1 pseudogene is annotated in these 214 nt (G+C 24.8%); it reads left to right on the top strand.

Going from position 1 to position 214, the window contains the following annotated elements:
* Positions 1–214 (top strand): annotated as a pseudogene (locus CAMP5060_RS08250) (sodium-dependent transporter); the annotation flags it as partial.

The following is a 214-nucleotide window of genomic DNA, read 5'->3' as shown; positions in this document are numbered from 1 at the left end:
TTTGGAAATTTACTTTCTAATGATGTTTTATCTCAATTTATATGTTTTACTTTTGTATTTATAGTTATTTTTTATGTAGTATCAAAAGGTGTTAAAAGTGGTATAGAAAAACTCAATGTTTGGATGATGCCAAGTTTATTTATACTACTCATTTTAATGCTTGGGTATTCTTTTAGTATGGATGGTTTTTCTAAGGCAAGTGAGTTTTTATTTT

Origin of the sequence: Campylobacter sp. 1569 (genome assembly GCF_024723675.1) — a bacterium.
GTDB lineage: Bacteria > Campylobacterota > Campylobacteria > Campylobacterales > Campylobacteraceae > Campylobacter_D > Campylobacter_D jejuni_C.
Note: the sequence above shows the minus strand (reverse complement) of the source record. Positions and strands in the feature narration are given on the sequence as shown.